Source organism: Mycobacterium sp. TY815, assembly GCF_030755135.1.
In the GTDB taxonomy this organism is placed as follows: domain Bacteria; phylum Actinomycetota; class Actinomycetes; order Mycobacteriales; family Mycobacteriaceae; genus Mycobacterium.
The window spans coordinates 3,706,419-3,721,848 of record NZ_JAUFRX010000001.1 but is presented as its reverse complement, the minus strand read 5'-3'; the positions used below and the strand labels follow the sequence as shown (position 1 = coordinate 3,721,848).

Below are 15,430 nucleotides of genomic sequence, written 5' to 3'. Positions count from 1 at the left end.
ACTATCGCGACAGTGGGTCGTGCTGAATGTTGCGCGCCGGAGCACCTTTGGCGATGAGCGCGGCCTTGGTTGCGCGGACCATCCCGGGGCCGCCGCAGATCAGGATCTGCCGGTCGCCCCAGGCGCCGTACCTGGTGACCACCTCCGGCAGCCGGCCCGTCTGGCGTACGTGCAGCCCCCGGGGCGGCGACAGGTCGGGGTAGTCGGCCGCCCAAGCCGGGTCGTTGTTGTACTCCGATACCGGTGAGACGGACAGCCACGGGTTGTGCGCCGCCACCTGCCACAGCGTGCGCAGGTCGTAGAGCTCGCAGCGGTAGCGCGCACCGAAGAACAGATGCACCCTCGGGTTCACTCCGAAGCGGCTGAGGTCCATGATCAGCGTTCGCAACGGAGCCAGGCCGGTGCTGCCGGCGACCATCAGCACGTCCCCGCCGTCGCGGTCGACATGCAGGCCGCCGTGCGGGCCGGACAGCCGCCACCGGTCGCCGGGCCGGGTCTCGCCGACGATCGCGTTGCTCACCAGGCCGCCGGGCACGATGCGGACGTGGAACTCAATGCCACCGCCCGGGCCGGCGGGGATGGCGGGGGACAGATAGCGCCAGCGGCGCGGACATTGCGGAACCTGCACATTGACGTACTGCCCGGGGTGGTAGTGCAGCGGGCGGTCCATGTGTAGCCGGACGACGGCCAGGTCGCGGGATACCCGGTTGTGTTCGATGACGGTGCCGTCCAGCCAGGCGGGCGCGTCGTCGGAGTCGGCGGCACCGCTCATCACCCCGGCGAACAGGTTGAGGGACTGGTCAGCGGCCTCTTGGACCGCGCCGGTCCAGGCGCTGCCCAGGTGGCCGCGCAGGCTGGAGTACAACGCCCGGCGCAGCGTCTCGTAGTGGGCCGGCAGGACGCCGTACTTGCGGTGATCGCGGCCCAGCTGGGCCAGGAAGGCCACCGGCTCGTCGGCCCGCTGGGCAACGAGCTCGCCGTACAGCCAGTGCATCGCCTGGGCGAAAGCGGCACGCTGGCCGCTCATTTCGGGTGGGAACAGGTCGCGCACCGAGTTGTCCAGGGCAAACCACTGGGTGTAGAAGCGGTGCACCAGCCCGGTGTCGTCGGGGCTGAAGGCGTCGCGCAACACCTGTAACGCTTCCCGGTCCTCGAGCCCCACGGACGCCGATTCTAGGCGCGTGCCCGGCCCTCGCGCGGATCCGGGAAAAAAGTTAGAGTTGAGCGGAACAGACTCAACCTTGACGGCGTTGGAGTACGCGAGAAGATTTTTACCTACGCATAAGAACGGAGGGGTCGTGGACTCTTTTAACCCGACAACTAAGACACAGGCGGCCCTGACGTCGGCGCTGCAGGCTGCTTCGGCGGCCGGTAACCCCGAAATCAGGCCCGCGCATCTGCTGATGGCGCTGCTGACGCAGAACGACGGGATCGCCGCACCACTGCTGGAGGCTGTCGGTGTAGACCCCGCCACCATCCGCGCCGAGGCGCAGCGCCTGCTGGACAAGCTGCCTCAGATCAGCGGTTCCAGTTCGCAGCCGCAGCTGTCCCGTGAGTCGTTGGCGGCCATCACCGCCGCCCAGCAACTGGCTACCGAGATGGACGACGAATTCGTCTCCACCGAGCACCTGATGGTCGGGCTGGCCACCGGTGACTCCGAGGTCGCCAAGGTGCTGACCGGCCACGGCGCATCCCCGCAGGCCCTGCGGGAGGCGTTCGTCAAGGTGCGCGGCAGCGCGCGGGTGACCAGCGCCGACCCGGAAGCCACCTACCAGGCCCTGGAGAAGTACTCCACTGACCTGACCGCCCGCGCCCGCGAGGGCAAACTCGATCCGGTCATCGGACGTGACAACGAGATTCGCCGGGTGGTGCAGGTGCTGTCTCGCCGCACCAAGAACAACCCGGTGCTCATCGGTGAGCCCGGCGTCGGCAAGACCGCCATCGTGGAGGGCCTGGCGCAGCGCATCATCGCCGGTGACGTGCCGGAAAGCCTGCGCGACAAGACCGTCATCTCCCTGGACCTGGGCTCGATGGTGGCCGGCGCGAAGTACCGCGGTGAGTTCGAGGAACGGCTCAAGGCCGTGCTCGACGACATCAAGAACTCGGCCGGGCAGATCATCACATTCATCGACGAGTTGCACACCATCGTCGGCGCCGGCGCGACCGGCGAATCGGCGATGGACGCGGGCAACATGATCAAGCCGATGCTGGCCCGCGGCGAACTGCGCCTGGTGGGCGCGACCACGCTCGACGAGTACCGCAAGTACATCGAGAAGGACGCCGCTTTGGAGCGGCGCTTCCAGCAGGTGTTCGTCGGCGAGCCGTCGGTGGAGGACACCGTCGGCATCCTGCGGGGGCTCAAGGACCGCTACGAGGTGCATCACGGCGTGCGCATTACCGACTCCGCGCTGGTGGCCGCGGCCACGTTGAGTGACCGCTACATCACCGCCCGCTTCCTGCCGGACAAGGCCATCGACCTGGTCGACGAGTCGGCCAGCCGGCTGCGGATGGAAATCGACTCCCGGCCCGTCGAGATCGACGAGGTCGAGCGGCTGGTGCGCCGGCTGGAAATCGAAGAGATGGCGCTGGCCAAAGAAGAGGATGCCGCGTCCAAGGAGCGCTTGGAGAAGCTGCGCGCCGAGCTGGCCGACAAAAAGGAAGAGCTGGCCGAGCTGACGACGAGATGGCAGAACGAGAAAAACGCCATCGACATCGTCCGCGAGCTCAAGGAGCAGCTCGAAGTCCTGCGCGGGGAGTCCGAGCGCGCCGAGCGCGACGGCGACCTGGCCAAGGCCGCCGAGTTGCGGTACGGCCGCATTCCCGAGGTCGAGAAGAAACTCGACGCCGCTCTGCCGCATGCGGAGGCCCGCGAGGGCGTGATGCTCAAGGAGGAGGTCGGTCCCGACGACATCGCCGACGTGGTGTCGGCGTGGACGGGCATTCCCGCCGGCCGGCTGCTCGAAGGCGAGACCGCCAAGCTGCTGCGCATGGAGGACGAGCTGGGCAAGCGCGTCGTCGGCCAGAAGAAGGCCGTGCAGGCCGTGTCTGACGCGGTGCGCCGCAGCAGGGCCGGCGTCGCCGACCCGAACCGGCCCACCGGCTCGTTCATGTTCCTCGGCCCCACCGGTGTGGGTAAGACGGAGCTGGCAAAAGCGTTGGCGGACTTCCTGTTCGACGACGACCGCGCCATGGTCCGCATCGACATGAGCGAGTACGGCGAGAAGCACTCGGTGGCCCGGCTGGTCGGTGCGCCCCCCGGCTACATCGGTTACGACCAGGGTGGTCAGCTGACCGAGGCCGTGCGGCGTCGCCCGTACACGGTGATCCTGTTCGACGAGATCGAGAAGGCCCACCCGGACGTGTTCGACGTGCTGTTGCAGGTGCTCGACGAGGGCCGGCTGACCGACGGTCAGGGCCGCACGGTCGACTTCCGCAACACCATCCTGATCCTGACCTCCAACCTGGGATCCGGAGGGACCGAGGAGCAGGTGCTGGCCGCGGTGCGCTCGGCGTTCAAGCCGGAGTTCATCAACCGGCTCGACGACGTGATCATCTTCCACGGCCTCGAGCCCGGTGAGCTGGTCCAGATCGTCGACATCCAGCTCGCTCAGCTGGACAAGCGGCTGGCGCAGCGGCGCCTGCAGCTCGAGGTGTCGCTGCCGGCCAAGCAGTGGTTGGCGCAGCGGGGCTTCGACCCGGTGTACGGCGCCCGGCCGTTGCGCCGGTTGGTGCAGCAGGCGATCGGCGACCAGCTGGCCAAGCTGCTGCTGGCCGGCGAGGTGCACGACGGCGACGTGGTGCCCGTCAACGTCAGCCCGGACGGCGACTCGCTGATCCTGGGCTGAGACCGCTAATCAGTCTGTCGGGGCCGGTTGCCCAGCTCGACTTCTCGGGTCTGGGCGCCGGCCTCGATGACTGTCTGCAGCAGTTTGCGCGCCGCCGGCTCGGCCAGGGTTTGGCGGAACAGCTGGTCCTCGACCCGCAGGCCGGTGTCGAAATCACCGGCCGCCGCACCCGCTGCATCAATGGCGCGCTTGGCGGCCGCGACCGCCGTCGCCGGAGCCGACGCGATGCGCCGGGCCAATCTGTCCACGAACCGCCTCAGCTGATCGGGCGGTAACGCGCGGTCGACATACCCCCAGGCTTCCGCGGTCGCGGCGTCGACGTCCATGCCGCCGAGAATCACTTCCAGCGCCCGTCCGCGGCCGATCAGCCGGGGCAGGCGTTGGGTGCCGCCGCCGCCGGGAATGATCCCGAGCGCGACTTCCGGCTGGCCGAAGACCGCTCTGCCGAGCGCGGCATAGCGCATGTCGAACGCCGCCGCCCATTCGCTGCCGCCACCGCGGCAGATGCCCTCGATGACGGCGATGGTGGCCTTCGGCACGGTCCGGAAGCTCTCCATCGCGGCGTGGAACGGGCTGAGCTCGTCGTGCAGCCCGGTGTCCTCGACCGGCAGGTCAAGGATCATGCCGACGTCTGCGTGCGCGATGAAGAACTCGGGATCGGCCGAGTCGACCACCAGCACCCGCACCTCGTCGTCGGCCGCCACCTCCCGGGTGAGCCGGACGATCTCCTGCATCAACGGGATGTCCAGCAGGTTGATCGGCGGGTTGTCGACGGTGGCCCGGCAGATCCCGTCTGCGCTGGCGACCCGGATGAGCCGGTAACCCGGATAAGTCATGCTCCCCCCTAAGCCTTTTACGCCTCCGTGATTTTCACAAACCCCTGTTGCACCAGCTGGGTGAGCCGCGCCATCGCGTTGCGGTTGACCTTGATGCCGGGAATCAGATCGGCGTTGCCCCAGCCCATGGCCCGGGCGGTGGCGCCGCACAGTTCGACCTGCGCGCCCTTGGCGATCAGCCCTTCGATGACCGCCTTGTACGGATTGCCGGTCGCGACGTGCCGATTCGTGTTGTAGGTCTGGTCGTCCAGGGTGACGTGGCCCGCGTTCGTGTGGAACACCACGACCACGTCTGGTTTCACTTTCCATGCCGCGGCATCGGCGATGACGATGCCGGCGTGGAACAGCACGGCCGGCATATCGCCCTCGAACGTCAGCGAGGCCACGCTGAACACCACCTTCACCTCGTCGAGTTCGACCGGGACGTCGATGTGCAGTTCCTTCGCCGCCATCAGCTACTCCTCTTGTCAGGGCTGACCGCCACCTTTGCCGCCGGATCCACCGGTGCCGCCGACGCCGCCATTCTTCCCGATTGGATCTTTGCCTTCGGTCGGGATGCCGCCGCCCTGGCCAGGCAGGCCTTTCCCCGGACCGCCGGCACCGCCGAAGCCTCCGTCACCTCCAGCGCCGCCGTTACCTAACTCTGAGATGCCGCCGGTACCGCCCGTGCCCCCCTTCCCGCCGTTGCCGCCGGGATTGGTGGCGGTGCCAGTGCCGCCCTGGCCTCCAATGCCGCCTTGCCCACCGACCCCGCCGGTGCTGGCACCCTTGCCAAGCCCTCCTGTGCCGCCGGAGCCGGCAGCGCCGCCCGGGGCCTGCGGGTTTCTCGCGTCTCCGCCGTTGCCGCCCGCCCCGCCATTGCCACCGCCCTCGCCCGCACCCCCGATGCCTCCGTTGCCCCCGGTACCGCCGGCCGCGGAGCTGAACGCATCCCCGCCGTCCCCGCCGACCCCGCCCGTACCGCCCATCCCGTTGGTTGCGGCCCCGCCGTTTCCGCCCGCGCCGCCGCTACCGGCCCTGTTGCTCTGGGTGCCACTCCAGCCGCCGGCGCCGCCGTTGCCGCCGTCACCACCATCACCACCATTGCCGGTGCCGCCGTTCCCGCCCTGGCCCCCGGTTCCGCCACTTGCCACCCCGGAGTTGCCGCCGGTGCCACCGTCTCCGCCTCTGCCGCCCGGGCCGGCGGTGCCGTTTCCGCCGTTGCCACCGTTGCCGCCGTCCCCACCGAGGACGGGCGAGAATGCGGTCCCGGCCGCGGAGCCACCGGTGCCGCCATTGCCGCCGGCAATACCGTTGCCGCCCTTGCCGCCAGCGCCACCGTCACCTCCACTTCCTCCGGCGCCGAATCCGCCTCCCTGTCCGCCGGCTCCACCGGCACCCCCGGCCGCGGAGCTACCACCGTCACCGCCGTCGCCACCGCTGCCGCCGTTGCCGCCCGTGCCGGAGTTGGCCTGATAGCCGCCGCCGTCACCGCCCTTGCCGCCTTGACCGGCGGTGACTGCGGTGCCGTTGAGGCCGTCAGTGGCCTTGCCGTTGGCGCCTGAGCCACCTGCCCCGCCGATGCCGCCCACCCCGGAGTTGCCGCCATTCCCGCCATTGCCGCCGGTGCCGCCAATCGGGTTAGTGGGAGGTCCGCTCGTGCCGGTTGAGCCGTTGCCGCCAGTGCCCGGCGTTCCTGCTTTGCCACCGTGCCCGCCGGCGCCGCCTACGCCGCTGGCGGCTTGGCCGGTCGAGCCGCTGCCACCAGAACCCCCATCGCCACCTTGACCGCCGTTGCCGCCGTTGCCGGCGTTGCCGCCGTCGGCACCGTTCAGGCCGGGGGCGGCGCCGTTGGCGCCGTTCAGACCGTCACCGCCGGCCCCTCCCGCGCCCGCGTGGCCGCCGGCTCCGCCGACCCCACCGCCGCCGCCCTGCGCGCCCCCATTGCCGCCCGCGCCGCCACTGCCCCCATTGCCGCCCTTGCCGCCGTCGGTGCCATTGCCGGTCGGCGCGGTGCCGCCGGCCGCCCCGTTCGCGCCGTTCCCGCCGATGCCGCCGACCCCGCCGTTGCCGTAGCGTCCGCCGTCGCCACCGCGACCGCCGGCCGCCCCGTTCGCCCCCGGCGTGGTGCCGTCCGCGCCGGTGCCCCCGGCCCCGCCGTCACCACCGCTGGTCGGCGTGAGCCCGGCACTTCCGTGCGCGCCGGCGACGAATCCGGCGCCACCGGCGCCGCCCTGCCCGCCTAGACCCGGGTCGCCGCCGTGGCCGCCGGAGCCGCCGACACCGCCGTTGACCGTCGCGATCCCGGTGGCACCGGTGCCACCGTTGCCCGCCGCACCACCGCTGCCCCCGTTTCCGCCCGCTCCGCCGAGACCCTGGCCGGCCACCTGCCCGAACGCGTTGGCGCCGCCCGCGCCGCCCGCGCCGCCGGTGCCACCGGTGCCCCCGGCGCCACCGCTGCCACCGTCGGACCCGTCGGCACCGCGGACCGGGCCCACGGCCCCGTCATGGCCGGACCCGCCCGATCCGCCCGTGCCACCGGCCCCGCCGGCGCCGCCGACCCCGCCGGTACCGAACAGGCCGGCACTTCCGCCGGTGCCACCGCTGCCGCCATTGCCGCCCGAGCCCCCGGCGCCGCCGTCGGGAACGAGGGCACTGCCGGCACCACCGGTGGACCCGGCCGCACCGGCGCCGCCGGCCCCGCCGACGCCTCCGGCGCCGAACAGCCGGGCCGCACCTCCGGCGCCACCGTCACCGCCGTTCCCGCCGGCCAGGACGGCCGCACCACCGGCACCGCCGCCACCGCCGTTTCCGTACAGCCAGCCACCGGAGCCTCCCGCGCCGCCGGTGCCCCCGGGGCCGCCCGTGCCGCCGGCGCCACCGTTGCCGATCAGCCCGGCGGCGCCGCCGGCTCCGCCGGTCAGCCCTGCGCCGCTCTGGGAGTAGCCGTTGCCCCCGTTGCCCCACAACAGACCCCCGGCCCCGCCGTTGGGGTTGGCGGCGGTGCCGTCCGCGCCGTCGCCGATCAGCGGCCGCCCGAGCAGCACCTGGGTGGGGGCGTTGATCACCTGTTCGATGAGCTGCAGCGGCGATGCGTTGGCCGCTTCGGCGCCGGCGTAGGCCAGTCCGGCGCCGCTGAGTGCCTGGACGAATTGCCGGTGAAACGTCGCCGCCTGGGTGCTCAGGAGTTGATACTGACGTCCGTAATTGCCGAACAGTGCCGCGATGGCCGCCGAGATCTCGTCACCGGCCGCGGCGGTCAGCCCGGTGGTCGGAGCCGCGGCCGCCGCGCCGGCTTCGGCCAGCGCCGCCTCGATCCGCCCGATATCCCCTGCTGCCCCCGTCAATACATCCGGCACCGCGATCAAAGACACGAGGATCCTCCTCATTGCACCAAGCCCGAACTGACGCGGAAGTGAGAATAGACTTCCGCAGGTCAGACCGCATTAGAGCGCCGTTCTGGTTCGCAAAGCCGAATTCGGTGTGTAGCGTCCTGTGATTGGGTTGTGACCTGGTCGGATTCTCTGTTCGGCTCACACAGCAGATACTCTGTTGGGGATGGTCCCCCTCTGGTTCACGCTCTCCGCACTGTGCTTCGTCGGTGCGGCGGTGTTGCTGTACGTCGATATCGATCGGCGCCGCGGCCGTAGCAGGCGCCGCAGGTCATGGGCGCGTTCGCACGGCTTCGACTACGAACGCGAATCGACCGACATCCTGCACCGCTGGAAGCGCGGCGTGATGTCGACGGTCGGCGACGTCCCCGCCCACAACGTCGTGCTGGGCCAGATCCGCGGCGAAGCCGTCTACATCTTCGACCTCGAGGAGGTCGCGACGGTCATCGCGCTGCACCGCAAGGTGGGCACCAACGTCGTCGTCGACCTGCGGCTCAAGGGGCTCAAGGAGCCGCGCGAGAGCGATATCTGGTTGCTCGGCGCCATCGGTCCGCGCATGGTCTACTCCACCAATCTCGACGCCGCCCGGCGGGCCTGCGACCGGCGCATGGTCACCTTCGCGCACACCGCGCCGGACTGCGCCGAGATCATGTGGAACGAGCAGAACTGGACCCTGGTCGCCATGCCGATCGCCAGCACACGTGCGCAGTGGGACGAAGGTCTGCGAACGGTGCGCCAATTCAACGACCTACTACGGGTATTGCCGCCGTTGCCTGCGGAAACCCCGCAGGAGGAAGGCGAGTCCGAAGGCCGCCGCAACGCGTCCCCCGGCCGTCCGCTGGCCCCGGCCGCCCGCGCGGAACTTCCGCAGCGTCACGCCCAGGTGGACCCGGCCGCCGGGGTCATACCCGATGCCGCTCGTCGCGCCGCGGAGCCCGTTGCCCGCGAGGAGAGCCGTACCGAAGGCGTCCGGCGTCCGCCGCGAACGGGACGCAACGGCCAGCAGGCCAGCAACTACCAGCACTGAGAGCACATGCCTCGACCTGTTGCGCTGATCACTGGGCCCACGTCCGGCATCGGAGCCGGATACGCGCGCCGCTACGCCCGCGACGGCTATGACCTGGTGCTGGTCGCCCGCGACGCACAACGCCTCGAGGAACTGGCCGGCGAACTGCAATCCCAGGCCGGCGACATCGAAATCCTGGCCGCGGATCTTGCGGACGCCGCCGACCGTGACAAAGTGGCCGACCGGCTGGCTGCGGGAGTGCAGGTGCTCGTCAACAACGCCGGCTTCGGGATGTCCGGCGAATTCTGGGCGACCGATCCGGCGGACCTGCAGAGGCAACTCGACGTCAATGTCGCCGCCGTGATGCACCTGACTCGTGCCGCGCTGCCGGCCATGATGAACGCGGGAACGGGCACCGTCATCAACATCGCCAGCGTTGCCGGTCTACTGCCCGGCCGGGGCTCGACCTACTCGGCGTCCAAGGCGTGGGTCATCTCGTTCAGCGAAGGACTCGCAAACGGGTTGCAGGGCACCGGCGTTGGTGTGCACGCGGTGTGCCCCGGCTACGTGCACACCGAATTCCACAGTCGCGCCGGATTGGACATGGCGCAGGTGCCGTCGTTCATGTGGCTGCAAGTCGACGACGTGGTCCGGGAAAGCCTTGCCGACATCGCACGTGGCAAGGTCGTCATCGTGCCGGGCGTCCAATACAAATTCCTGGTCAGCACGGGCCGGGCCATGCCGCGGCGGCTGGCGATGCTGTTCACCAAACGATTCGGTGGTGGTCGTGGCCGGACCTGATCCGCAGGCCAAGGCCGAGCTTGCCGAACTCGTGCGCCGGCTGTCAGTGGTGCACGGCAGGGTCACCCTGTCCTCGGGCAAGGAGGCCGACTACTACGTCGACCTGCGCCGCGCCACCCTGCATCATCGGGCGTCCGCGCTCATCGGCCGGCTGATGCGGGAGATCACCCAGGACTGGGACTACGCACTGGTCGGTGGGCTGACGTTGGGCGCCGACCCGGTGGCGACCGCCATCATGCATGCGCCCGGTCGCCCGATCGACGCATTCGTGGTCCGCAAGTCGGTGAAAACCCATGGGATGCAACGACTTATCGAGGGATCCGAGGTGTCGGGCCAGCGGGTGCTGGTGGTGGAGGACACCAGCACCACGGGCGGCTCCGCGCTGACGGCAGTGCGCGCCGTCCGCGACGCCGGCGGTGAGGTGATCGGCGTGGCGACCGTGGTGGACCGCGCCACCGGAGCCGCCGAGGCGATCGAAGCCGAGGGTGTGCCCTACCGCAGCGTGCTGGGACTCGCCGATCTGGGGCTGGGCTAGGCCGCGTGCGCGTTCGCGATGCGCTGGTTTTCGCGCTGGCCTTGTGCTGTGCGGTGAGTTGTTCGGGTTCGGATCGGTCCGGCCGGGTCTTCGGAGCCCCCAGCGCCCGGATTGGTGAATCGCTGGCCGTGCTGGGCTGGAACATGTCGGTGTCGAATCTGCGGTGGGCGCAGGACTACGTGCTGGTCGATGTCGACGCATCGCCTGCGGATCCAAAAGCGCCGCGCGCCAAGGCCGAAGACATCCGCTTCGGTCTCTACGGCGCGCTGTCGCATCCGATGGAAGTCAACGCGCTGGGCAGCTGTGACGACGCCATCACCAAGGTGCCCGACATCAGCTCGCCCGCGAAAACATTGCCGGACCGGCTGACCGGCACGGTCTGTCTGGGCCCGCTGAAGGAGCGCAGCGCCGTGCGGGGCGTCTACAGCTACTCGCCCCACGATCGGATCGCCGGTACCTCGGCGGCGTACGCAGCGCCATTTCCGGTGGGCCTGCCGCCGACGAACGTCAACGACACCGGTCTGGTGGTCAAGTCCACCAACGTGTCGGCATGGCGGGCCGACGGTCTCCCGATCAACAAGGCGCAGTTGGGTGACCCGGGGGCGTTCAAGGGCGACGGCTACATGTTGCTGAACCTGGAAGCCGGCGCCATCGGGGCCCAGTACCGGGACGAATCCGCCCGTCGCGGTGGACCTCTCATGCTGGTCGCGGCCCCGAGTCTGCCCGGGCGTGGGTTGAGCCCGGCCTGCGCGGCCTACGGGTCGTCGGTGCTGGTGCTGCCCGACGACTCGCGGGACTCGATTCAGCTCAACGCATCGTTGTGCACCCAGGGCGAGATCAGTCAGGCGCTGTTGTATGCGACGGTGTCGATCGAAGGCACCCACGCCGCGGTGTGGACCGCCAAGTGAGCGAGCCCGGGCCCACCGAATGGGGAGCTCCCGCGACCGGCGTCGGACCCTGGGCCGGAGTGCTGCCCGACGACCCACGCTATGACCCAGATTTGTTGCGCGACGGCGATTCTCGTAATGTCGTCGACGCCTACCGGTACTGGACCCGGGAAGCCATCATCGCCGACATCGACCGTCGCCGGCACCCCCTGCACATCGCGATCGAGAACTTCGGGCACGACGCCAACATCGGCTCGGTGGTGCGCACCGCCAACGCCTTCGCCGTGCATACCGTGCACATCGTCGGCCGCCGCCGGTGGAACCGCCGCGGGGCGATGGTGACCGACCGGTATCAGCGGTTGTGCCACCACGACAGCGCCGCCGAACTGATGGAGTTCGCGGCCGCGGCAGGTCTGGCCGTGGTCGCCGTCGACAACGTCCCCGGTGCCACCAGGCTGGAAGAGACCTCGCTGCCCCGGGACTGTCTGCTGGTATTCGGCCAGGAGGGTCCGGGCATCACCGATGACACCCGCACCGGCGCGGCACTGACCGTATCGATCGCGCAGTTCGGGTCGACCCGCAGCATCAATGCCGGTGTGGCAGCGGGCATTGCGATGCACGCCTGGATTCGGCAGCACGCCGATCTGACGCACGCCTGGTAGCGCTCTCAGCCGGGCAGGCCGTCGCTTCCGGCCGTCCCGGCGGTGTCCTGCTAGTGCGGCCTGGCGGGTCTCATCTTGAACGAGACCTCGAGCTTGATGCGGTAGGTGATCTTGCCGCTGGCGTCCACGGCCAGGTCCTGCTCGATGACCCGGGCCACCCGGATGTCATCGACGCTCTCCCGCGCCCGCTCCACCGCCTCGGTTGCCGCCTGCTCCCATGACGTGGGGCTGGTCCCGATGATGTCGATCACCTTGTACACGCTCATGGGGGTAAAGCGTATAGCTACTTCGTGCCGAGATACCCGCATCGGGTGTGCGCGCGTGGATTCGAGTGTGCGAGGGCATGGCGAGTTCGGCGATTCTGCCGCGGTGGACGCACGGGCGAGGTCGCCGGTGCACACTCGACGCGGCTAACTCCACAAGGTGACGTGCACCTTCGGCCGGAACCGCGTCACGCCCACGCCGCTGCCGCGGATCATCGCCTGGATGCAGCGCGGTGTGGTGATGAAGCGGACGAGTTCGGACACCGCGGGCTGACGCGCCGACGGCGCCAGGGTCATCACGCACCACTCGCCGGCCTTGTCCAGCCCCGGCCCGGTCACATGCGCCAACCGGCCGGCGGCAAGGTCTTTGGACACCGCGAAGCCGATGGTCAGCGTCGCGCCCCCGACCCGCAGCACCTCTTCCAACGCCGCGGCGTCGCTCTGGAAGATTCTTTGCTGTGACTCCGGAATCGCCAAGTTGCCCAACATGTTTGCGATCTCGCCGTCCACGCTGCCGGCCGACGGCCCGAGCATCCACTGCTGCTGGCGGAGCAGCGCAGGAGTCGGAACACCCACGGCAAGAGGACTTTTCGGTGCCACCACGGTGATGATCTGATACTTCAGGAACGGGCGTACGAACAGATCGGCGCTACCAGAACTCTCGCTGGCCGGCCCGATCGCGATGTCCACCGCCCGCGACCGGATGAGGTCGCGGAACTGACTCGTCGGATGCACGCTCAACTCCACCGACAGATCGTCGGCCCGCGACGAGAACAACTCGATGAGTCCCGGTGCGGCGTGCTCGGCGAAGGTGCTCGAGGCGGCGATGCGCAACAGCCGCCGGCCGTGCGCGGCCTCGGTGACCTCGATGGCCGTTTGCTGTTGCAGCCCGAGGATTTCCACCGCCCGGCTGGCGAGCCGCAGGCCGCCGGGGGTGAACGCCAGCCCGGCCCCGGTCCGGGTGAACAGCGGGTCGTCGAGCTCTTTGCGCAATGCGGTGACGTGCATCGAGATTCCGGCGTCGGACATGCCGAGTTCGGCGGCAGCGGCGCGCACCGAGCCCAGTCGCACCACCGCCGAATAGGCCCGAAGTTGAGCCGGGGTCATGCCGATGAGCCTACGTTGAGAGCATGCGTGACGTGCTTGCCGATCTGATGTCGATCTGGCGCGCGGGTGGCACCGCCGGGTTGGCGACCGTGGTGCGGACCATGCGGTCGGCGCCGAGGCAACCGGGTGCCGCGATGGTGGTAGCGCCGGATGGCTCGGTGAGCGGATCGGTGTCGGGCGGGTGCGTCGAGGGCGCCGTGTACGAACTGGCCACCGAGGTCGCGGCCAGCGGGACGCCGCGGCTGGAGCGCTACGGGATCAGTGACGATGATGCGTTCGCGGTCGGCCTCACCTGCGGCGGTGTGATCGACATCTTCGTCGAGGCGGTGTCGCAGGAGACGTTCCCCGAACTGGGCGCGGTGGCGCAGGACATCGACGCACACCGGGCGGTGGCCGTCGCGACCGTCATCGCCCATACCGACGCGCAGTGTGTCGGCCGCCGCATCGTGGTCGCTCCGGACGGCACCGCAGGTTCACTCGGCTCGGCACGTGCCGACGACGCTGTCACCGACGACGCCCGCGGCCTGCTCGCCCTGGGCCGCACCGGGATCCTGGAGTACGGGCCGGACGGTCAGCGTCGCGGCGAGGGCATGCAGGTCTTCGTGTCCTGTTTCGCGCCGCGTCCGCGGATGCTGGTCTTCGGCGCGATCGACTTCGCCGCGGCCGTGGCCCGGCAGGGCACGTTCCTGGGCTATCGCGTCACCGTGTGCGACGCGCGCCGGGTCTTCGCCACCCCGGCCCGTTTTCCGACCGCCGACGAGGTCGTCGTCGACTGGCCACACCGCTATCTCGCCGCGCAAGCGCAAGCGGGAGCGGTCGACCGGCGGACGGTGATCTGCGTGCTGACCCACGACGCCAAATTCGACGTGCCGGTCCTCGAGATCGCATTGCGCCTGGACGTCGGATACGTGGGGGCGATGGGATCGCGCCGCACCCATGACGACCGGATGCGACGGCTGCGGGCGGTCGGGCTGAGCGACACCGAACTGGCCCGGTTGTCCAGTCCCATAGGGCTGGACCTGGGTGCCCGCACGCCGGAGGAGACCGCTGTTTCGATCGCCGCCGACATCATCGCGCGGCGGTGGGGAGGGGGCGGGCGGCCGCTGGCCGAGATCGGCGGCCGGATCCACCACGACGCGGCGGAGCCGCAGGTCGAGGGCGAGTTAACGGATCACTTAACTCGTCATTGACGCCCCCGGGCCGCAGGCAGACACTTCTCGGCATGCAAGTACCTGGGCCCTTCGAATACGAACGCGCGACGAGCGTCGACCACGCCATCGGACTGCTGGACCGGCTGGGGGAGGAGGCGCGGGTGGTCGCCGGCGGGCACAGCCTGCTGCCGATGATGAAGCTGCGCATCGCCAACCCCGAATACCTGATCGACATCAACGACCTGGCGCCCGAGCTGGGCTACGTGATCACCGATCCGACGCTGGTCCGGGTCGGCGCGATGACCCGCCACCGGGAGATCCTGGAATCCGACACCCTGGCCGCGGTGTGCCCGATCTTCCGTGACGCGGAGCGGGTGATCGCCGACCCGGTGGTGCGTAACCGGGGCACTCTCGGCGGTTCGCTGTGCCAGGCGGACCCGGCCGAAGACCTGTCCACGGTGTGCGAAGTGCTCGACGCGGTGTGCCTGGTGCGGGGACCTTCGGGGGAGCGCGAGATCGCGATCGACGACTTCCTGATCGGCCCGTACGAGACCGCGGTCGCCCCGAACGAGATACTCATCGAAACACGAATCCCGTTGCGGCACCGAACCTCCAGTGCATACGCCAAGGTGGAAAGACGGGTCGGTGACTGGGCGGTGACGGCCGCCGGGTCGGCTGTCACGCTGGACGGCGACGAGATCGCCGCCGCCCGGGTGGGGCTGACCGCGGTGAATCCGGACCGGGCCGCGCTCGCCGAATTGTCCGCGGCACTGGTGGGCCGGCCGGCCACCGAGGAGACGTTCGCCGAAGCCGGCCGGCTGGCCGGGCAGGCCTGCGAACCGGTGACCGATGTCCGCGGCACCGCCGACTACAAACGGCACCTGGCCGGCGAACTGACCATCCGAACCCTGCGCAGCGCCGTGCAGCGCGTGCGCAATCAGCCCGAACCCGAAGGGAATTAATCAC

The 15,430-nt window shown here is 70.0% G+C and carries 14 protein-coding genes; 8 read left to right on the top strand and 6 right to left on the bottom strand.

Annotation, left to right across the window (positions count from 1 at the left end):
- Nucleotide 1: 1 nt before the first annotated feature.
- A complete protein-coding gene (locus tag QXK92_RS16250; protein WP_306242835.1) occupies nt 2-1,162 on the bottom strand; it encodes an FAD-binding oxidoreductase in 1,161 nt (386 codons plus the stop codon).
- Between the two features lie 136 nt (nt 1,163-1,298).
- Here QXK92_RS16250 and clpB point away from each other — a divergent pair, with 136 nt between their 5' ends.
- Nucleotides 1,299-3,845 (top strand): ATP-dependent chaperone ClpB, encoded by a 2,547-nt coding sequence (gene clpB, locus QXK92_RS16245; RefSeq protein ID WP_306242832.1) that lies wholly within the window; start codon nt 1,299-1,301, stop codon nt 3,843-3,845.
- A gap of 5 nt (nt 3,846-3,850) precedes the next feature.
- On the opposite strand, the gene QXK92_RS16240 is transcribed toward clpB, so the two are convergent.
- The 3 genes from QXK92_RS16240 to QXK92_RS16230 are packed head-to-tail and all read right to left on the bottom strand — an operon-like array spanning nt 3,851 to nt 8,049.
- Nucleotides 3,851-4,681, bottom strand: a complete 831-nt coding sequence (locus tag QXK92_RS16240; RefSeq protein ID WP_306242831.1) for an enoyl-CoA hydratase/isomerase family protein — start codon at nt 4,679-4,681, stop codon at nt 3,851-3,853.
- Nucleotides 4,682-4,698: 17 nt separating this feature from the next.
- Nucleotides 4,699-5,133: a DsrE family protein gene (locus QXK92_RS16235; protein WP_306242830.1), complete on the bottom strand. Its 435-nt coding sequence runs from the start codon at nt 5,131-5,133 to the stop codon at nt 4,699-4,701.
- A gap of 15 nt (nt 5,134-5,148) precedes the next feature.
- Nucleotides 5,149-8,049 (bottom strand): PE family protein, encoded by a 2,901-nt coding sequence (locus QXK92_RS16230; RefSeq protein WP_371934519.1) that lies wholly within the window; start codon nt 8,047-8,049, stop codon nt 5,149-5,151.
- A gap of 169 nt (nt 8,050-8,218) precedes the next feature.
- Here QXK92_RS16230 and ttfA point away from each other — a divergent pair, with 169 nt between their 5' ends.
- The 5 genes from ttfA to QXK92_RS16205 are packed head-to-tail and all read left to right on the top strand — an operon-like array spanning nt 8,219 to nt 11,943.
- Nucleotides 8,219-9,079 (top strand): trehalose monomycolate transport factor TtfA, encoded by an 861-nt coding sequence (gene ttfA, locus QXK92_RS16225; protein WP_306242827.1) that lies wholly within the window; start codon nt 8,219-8,221, stop codon nt 9,077-9,079.
- Between the two features lie 6 nt (nt 9,080-9,085).
- Nucleotides 9,086-9,859 (top strand): SDR family oxidoreductase, encoded by a 774-nt coding sequence (locus QXK92_RS16220; RefSeq protein ID WP_306242826.1) that lies wholly within the window; start codon nt 9,086-9,088, stop codon nt 9,857-9,859.
- On the top strand, nt 9,846-10,394 hold the full coding sequence (gene pyrE, locus QXK92_RS16215) for an orotate phosphoribosyltransferase (protein ID WP_055580398.1): 549 nt from the start codon (nt 9,846-9,848) through the stop codon (nt 10,392-10,394). The genes QXK92_RS16220 and pyrE overlap by 14 nt, the downstream gene beginning before the upstream one ends.
- A 5-nt stretch (nt 10,395-10,399) precedes the next feature.
- A complete protein-coding gene (locus tag QXK92_RS16210; RefSeq protein WP_306242824.1) occupies nt 10,400-11,302 on the top strand; it encodes a hypothetical protein in 903 nt (300 codons plus the stop codon).
- Nucleotides 11,299-11,943 (top strand): TrmH family RNA methyltransferase, encoded by a 645-nt coding sequence (locus tag QXK92_RS16205; RefSeq protein WP_306242823.1) that lies wholly within the window; start codon nt 11,299-11,301, stop codon nt 11,941-11,943. Before QXK92_RS16210 ends, QXK92_RS16205 begins: the two co-directional genes overlap by 4 nt.
- 50 nt (nt 11,944-11,993) lie before the next feature.
- Here QXK92_RS16205 and QXK92_RS16200 read toward each other — a convergent pair whose 3' ends face one another.
- Nucleotides 11,994-12,209 carry a dodecin family protein gene (locus QXK92_RS16200; RefSeq protein WP_306242821.1) on the bottom strand — a complete coding sequence of 72 codons (216 nt, stop codon included), beginning with the start codon at nt 12,207-12,209 and terminating at the stop codon, nt 11,994-11,996.
- A 144-nt stretch (nt 12,210-12,353) separates the two neighbouring features.
- Nucleotides 12,354-13,313 (bottom strand): LysR family transcriptional regulator, encoded by a 960-nt coding sequence (locus QXK92_RS16195; RefSeq protein WP_306242819.1) that lies wholly within the window; start codon nt 13,311-13,313, stop codon nt 12,354-12,356.
- 23 nt (nt 13,314-13,336) lie between these two features.
- Here QXK92_RS16195 and QXK92_RS16190 point away from each other — a divergent pair, with 23 nt between their 5' ends.
- Together QXK92_RS16190 and QXK92_RS16185 are read left to right on the top strand one after the other, a co-directional pair.
- Complete coding sequence (locus QXK92_RS16190) at nt 13,337-14,503, top strand: XdhC/CoxI family protein (RefSeq protein ID WP_306242817.1); 1,167 nt, start codon at nt 13,337-13,339, stop codon at nt 14,501-14,503.
- A gap of 32 nt (nt 14,504-14,535) precedes the next feature.
- Entirely contained in the window at nt 14,536-15,426 is an 891-nt protein-coding gene (locus QXK92_RS16185) for a xanthine dehydrogenase family protein subunit M (RefSeq protein WP_306242815.1), read from the top strand.
- Nucleotides 15,427-15,430: the final 4 nt, after the last annotated feature.